General features: G+C 58.0%; 6 protein-coding genes and 1 pseudogene. 4 read left to right on the top strand and 3 right to left on the bottom strand.

Going from position 1 to position 5,075, the window contains the following annotated elements:
- Positions 1-43 precede the first annotated feature (43 nt).
- The 3 genes from frr to secG form a co-directional block, all read right to left on the bottom strand.
- Positions 44-607, bottom strand: coding sequence for a ribosome recycling factor (frr, locus tag Q1K23_RS07595; RefSeq protein ID WP_300363543.1), 564 nt, complete (start codon positions 605-607; stop codon positions 44-46).
- Between the two features lie 12 nt (positions 608-619).
- Positions 620-1,564, bottom strand: a complete 945-nt coding sequence (locus tag Q1K23_RS07600) for a polysaccharide deacetylase family protein (RefSeq protein WP_300363544.1) — start codon at positions 1,562-1,564, stop codon at positions 620-622.
- 79 nt (positions 1,565-1,643) lie between these two features.
- Positions 1,644-1,988 carry a preprotein translocase subunit SecG gene (gene secG / locus Q1K23_RS07605; protein WP_300363545.1) on the bottom strand — a complete coding sequence of 115 codons (345 nt, stop codon included), beginning with the start codon at positions 1,986-1,988 and terminating at the stop codon, positions 1,644-1,646.
- A 53-nt stretch (positions 1,989-2,041) separates the two neighbouring features.
- Between secG and Q1K23_RS07610 the strand changes: the two genes are divergently transcribed.
- The 4 genes and pseudogenes from Q1K23_RS07610 to Q1K23_RS07625 all read left to right on the top strand — a co-directional run.
- Complete coding sequence (locus Q1K23_RS07610) at positions 2,042-2,749, top strand: methyltransferase (RefSeq protein ID WP_300363546.1); 708 nt, start codon at positions 2,042-2,044, stop codon at positions 2,747-2,749.
- Between the two features lie 49 nt (positions 2,750-2,798).
- Complete coding sequence (locus Q1K23_RS07615) at positions 2,799-3,905, top strand: M20 family metallopeptidase (RefSeq protein ID WP_300363547.1); 1,107 nt, start codon at positions 2,799-2,801, stop codon at positions 3,903-3,905.
- A 44-nt stretch (positions 3,906-3,949) separates the two neighbouring features.
- The gene (locus tag Q1K23_RS07620) at positions 3,950-4,855 is read left to right on the top strand and encodes an ATP-grasp domain-containing protein (protein ID WP_300363548.1); all 906 of its coding nucleotides are present in this window, start codon (positions 3,950-3,952) and stop codon (positions 4,853-4,855) included.
- A gap of 3 nt (positions 4,856-4,858) precedes the next feature.
- A pseudogene (locus tag Q1K23_RS07625) lies at positions 4,859-5,075 on the top strand (hypothetical protein); the annotation flags it as partial.

Consider the following 5,075-nt stretch of genomic DNA (forward strand, 5'->3'; position numbering starts at 1 on the left):
TCGCTTCGCGAACAATTTTTAGTTTTTAGTTTTTAACTTTTCACTAAACTTTCAGCACTTCCTGCTCTTTGGCTTTGACCAGCTCGTCGACCTTTTTGATGTAGTCGTCGGTGATCTTCTGGACCTGATCGAGCCCCTTTTTCTCCTCGTCCTCGGTGATCACTTTCTCTTTGGCCAGTTTCTTGACCTTGTCGTTGGCCTCTCTTCGGATGTTGCGGATGGCGATCTTGGCCTTTTCGCCCATCTGCTTGGCCTGCTTGGCGCTCTCCTGGCGCTGCTCGACCGTCATCGGCGGGAAGAAGAGCTTGATCGTTTCGCCGTCGTTGTTGGGGTTGACGCCGATGTTGGCCTGCTGGATCGCGTGCTCGATCTCGGGAAGAAGGTTCTTCTCCCAGGGGCTGATCGTGATGGTCTGGGCGTCGGTGGCGATGACGCTTCCCACCTGGTTCAGCGGTGTCGGCGTGCCGTAGTAGTCGACCTTGATGTTGTCGACGATATGCGTCGACACACGGCCGGTGCGGATCGTGCTGAAATCCTTTTTCAGGACTTCGAGACTCTTTTCCATATGCTCTTTGGCATAGTCGTAGACTTCGTTCAGTTCTTCCATAATCGATGCTCCTTACGGTTTGACGAGAATTTTTGTGGATATTCTATCGTTTTCAAGCTTTAAAATGAGACGGCTGCGGCGGTTTTTGAGCGGTTTGTCCAGCCGGGTCTCCACGATACCGTCATGCACTTCGACCCGCTGCCAGCCGTAGCCGGTCAGGTAGAGCCATCCCCGCTTCGCGGCGCTTTTAGTTTCGACACGCACACGGCGAACGACACCCTCTTTGGGCCAGGCCGTCGGCTCGATCCATTTCGCCGGCAGAAATCTGATCGCCAGTTTGCTCTTGAGGCCGGTCTCTCCCGTCAGGGCGATACGGTCGAGGTCGTGGATGTCCGAGGCTTCCGAGACGGCGCCGACGTTCTGGTTGCAGATGGCGTCGAATCCGAAAGACTCGGCGATCTTCCGGACCCGGCCGTCGTATTCGCCGTAGGGGTAGGCGAAGTAGCGGGGCTTTTCGCCGGTACGCTCGCGCATCAGCGAGATACCTGTCGTAAAATCCTCTTTCAGCTCGGCGTCGCTTCTGGAGACCATATGGGGATGGGTGTGGGAGTGAAAACCCAGTTCGCCGTACTTCTTCGCTTCGGCTATCTGCTCCCATGTCATGAAATCGCCGTACCCCTCTTCGGTCGCTTTCGTGTAGACGAAGAGGGTGAAGGGGTAGCCGTACTCCCTGAAGAGGGGCAGACCGTTTTCGTAGAAGCTTTTGTAGCTGTCGTCGATCGTCAGCACGACCCACTTATCGGAGATCGGCTCTCCCTCCTCGAGGGCTTTCACCAGCCTGGAGAGGGGGATCACTTCGTACCCGTGGGTTTTGAAGTAGTCGAACTCTTTTTTCAGCACGTCGAGGGAGGTGCTGGTGGAGGGGTGGCGATCGTCGCCGAAGCGGTGGTAGACGAAGATGTGGGCGTCGGCCCAGAGTGTCAAGGCGGTCAGCAGGATGGTTACGATGAGTTTCATGATAAAGTCCGTTTCGAAGCGTGGCCGCCTGACAGACGGCCGAAAGGGTCGGGCGGTATGCCGCGCGGAGGCGCGGAGATTATTCGGCCGGTGCCGAAGGCGCGGCAGGCGCGGCGGGCGCCGACGGCGTTTCGGGAACGGCGGGAGCTGTCGGAGCGCTCTGCTCCACCTTGATCTCGTCGACCACCGACTTGTTGTAGGTCTTGTTGTACATGTAGCCCAGGGCGATCGTGTTGAAGATGAAGACGAGTCCGACGGTGAAGGTCGCCTTGACCAGGAAGCCGGCGGGCCCTTTGGCGCCGAAAACCGACTCGTTGGAGCCGCTGTAGGCACCCAGGCCGATGGACGAACTTTTCTGAAGCAGGACGAGAATCGTCAGGATAACGGCCAGTACGATCTGTGCGACGAACAGGATGGTAATCATTGTTGAAAAAGCCTTTGGTTATAATTAGCGCGCTATTATATCGAAAAGATCCGTTGAAAGTAAATATGGCCGCACACAAAGAGTTTCGCCGTTTCGCCGCAAGTTACGGCCGCTACAATCTCATCCAGGCGCGCGTCGCCCGCGCGCTCGTCTCGAAAATCGACCGTCCCTACCCCGTCCTCGTCGATCTCGGATGCGGCAGCGGCGGCCTTTTTCGAGCTTATGAACAGCCGTTCATGAAGTATTGGGCCGTCGATGCGGCGCCGGAAATGCTGGCCCTGCACCCCTCCGATCCCCGGGTCGAAAAGGTGGTCGGAAATTTCAACGACGCGTCACTTTTCGAAACGCTCGAAAGGCTCGATTTCGACCTTCTGATCTCCTCTTCGGCCCTGCAGTGGAGCGAGGATCTCGACTGGACGCTGGGGCAGATCGCCTCCCTGAAGCGCCCCGCGGCCATGACGATCTTCACATCCGGGACCTTCGCCTCTTTGCGGAAAGTGACGGGCACCCCTTCGCCGATCCGATCGGCCAGGGAGACCATCGAAGCGCTTAGGCGCCATTTCGATGCCGAAATCGACCTCCTGCGCTACAGGCTTTTTTTCAAAGACGCGCTCTCGATGCTGCGCTATATCAAACGAAGCGGCGTCAGCGGGGGCGCCGGCCTGCTGGGGTACCGAGAAATCAAACGGATCGTCGAAACCTACCCTTTCCCCTGGCTCGAATTCGAAGTGGTCCGGGCTTTGGCGCTGAATCATCGTTGATTAATGGTTCTAATGTTAGAATTTTCCATCTCAAGGGGCGGTTTGGCATATGCAGTGGAAAAAAGATCTCGAAAAAGTGGTCCGCATCAACTCCTTCACGCGAAACAAGCGGGGGGTCGACGCGACGGGTGAACGGTTCGCCGAGTGGCTGGAAGCTCTGGGCTACAGGACGCAGAGGCATCGGCGGGAGCTGATCGGGGACCATCTCCATTTCCTCTCTCCCAGGAGCGGAAAACGGGAAAAGATCCTGCTTCTGGGTCATCTCGACACGGTTTTCCCTCCCGGGGTTTTCGAAGAGTGGCGCGAAGACGGGGAGTGGGTCTACGGGCCGGGCGTCTGCGACATGAAAGGCGGCAATGTCGTCGCCATTCACGCGCTGCGGACGCTTTTTGAAACCAACGGAGAGATCGGGGATATCGACGTGCTGCTCGTGAGCGACGAGGAGACGGGAAGCGACGATTCGAAGATGCTCACGACGGCGCTGGCACGAGATTACGACAAATGTTTCGTCTTCGAAGCGGCAGGGCCGAAGATGGAGGTGGTCGTGGGGCGTAAAGGGATCGGTACTTTCGAGATCGCGATCGAGGGAAAAGCCGCCCATGCCGGCACCAGCTACGCCAAAGGAATCGACGCCAATCTCGAAGCCGCCGTGAAGCTGCAGAAGCTGGTGGCGATGACCGATCTGCAGAAGGGTTCTACAGTCAATGTCGGTAAGATGGAAGGGGGGATCGGCGCCAACACGATCAGCCCCCAGGCGAAACTGCTGCTGGAGCTGCGCTACGCGGATCACAGGGAGAAAGAGCGTTTGATGAAGGGGCTCGACGAAGTGGTCTGCACCAGTTTCGTCGAAGGCTCCAAAGCGGTGCTCGGCGGCTCGATCCAGCGCGACGTGATGGAGCCCAACGCCTGGCAGACGAAACTGGTCGAAGCGATGGAGAGAATCGGCGGGTATCCTCTGCCCACGGAGAGCCGCGGCGGCGTCAGCGACGCCAATATCGTCGCGGCGGCGGGTGTCGTGACGCTCGACGGCCTGGGACCCTACGGCGACGGCGACCACACGCCCAAAGAGCGGGCGCTCAAAAAGAGTTTCGACGAGCGGATCGATCTGATGACGAAGGTGCTGCTGTACCATCAGGAGCATGGGATTATTGGGTGAACGGTGAACAGGGAACGGTGAACGGAAAAGAAAAGGAATAAGAGATGGATAATCGACGGGTGGGGATTTGGATGTATCAGAATGGCGGCGGTGACGCGATCGAGCGGAAAATCGTGGAGAAACTTCGAGAACGGGGTATCGAGAGCGTGACGGGGCTCAACCTCCGCCATGCCTGGGTCGAAAACGGCAGGACCCACTGCAACGGAACCGTGATGGAGGAGCTCGATCTCTTTTTCAGCTACAACGCAGGGGAGCAGACGCAGTACCAGATGTTTCTCTACGAAGCGATCGACCGCATCGTGCCGTGCCTGAACAACTACCGCTCCTTCGCTCTGACCGAGGACAAGTTCCAGACGGCCCATCTGCTCCGCAACCACGGCGTGCCGACGGCCGATTTCCGTCTCTGCCATCGGGACGACAGCGACAGGCTCCGCAGGTTCATCCAGGAGTGGCAGCAGATGGTCTACAAACCCACCGACGGATGGGGCGGCGTGGGGCTGACCAAGATCGACTCCCAGGAGACGCTGGATATGCTGATGCCCTTTCTCAATCAGATGGACCTGCGCTTCTTCTACGTCGAGAAGTTCATCGACTACGACCGCACCGACTGGCGTGTCGACATCGTGGATGGCGAATTCATCGGCTGCTACGGCCGCAAAGCGGGCGGCACCGACTGGCGCACCAACGTCACCAGCGGCGGCAGCGTCTTTTTGCGCGAACCCGACGACGAGGTGGTGGCGCTGGCCAAGAGGGCGGCGGCCGTCACGGGCCTGGAGATCGCCGGGGTCGACATCATCTACGATCGCGCCAAAGAGGAGTACATCGTGCTCGAAGTCAACGGCATTCCCGCCTTCGCGACCCCCGAGCAGGAGAAGATGGGGCTCGACTTCAACGACAAAAAAATCGACAAAATCGTCGAACTGATCGATAAAAAAAGCAAAAAGGACTGACCCATGGCCAAAAAGAGAAAACTCCCCAGACTGGGGCTCTTGTATCTCGATTACGTACTCCGTTTCTTCGACCGCTCCAACTTCAAGGGTTGGCCCGACAGGATCGAGACCGTCGTCTACCACTGGGGCAACGACAAGGATCGTTTCATCGAAGAGGTGAAAAAGAAAAAGATCGACATCCTGATCGGCAACATCCCCGCCACCGCCTACGAAACCTTCC

The organism is Hydrogenimonas sp. (assembly GCF_029933015.1).
In the GTDB taxonomy this organism is placed as follows: Bacteria; Campylobacterota; Campylobacteria; order Campylobacterales; family Hydrogenimonadaceae; genus Hydrogenimonas.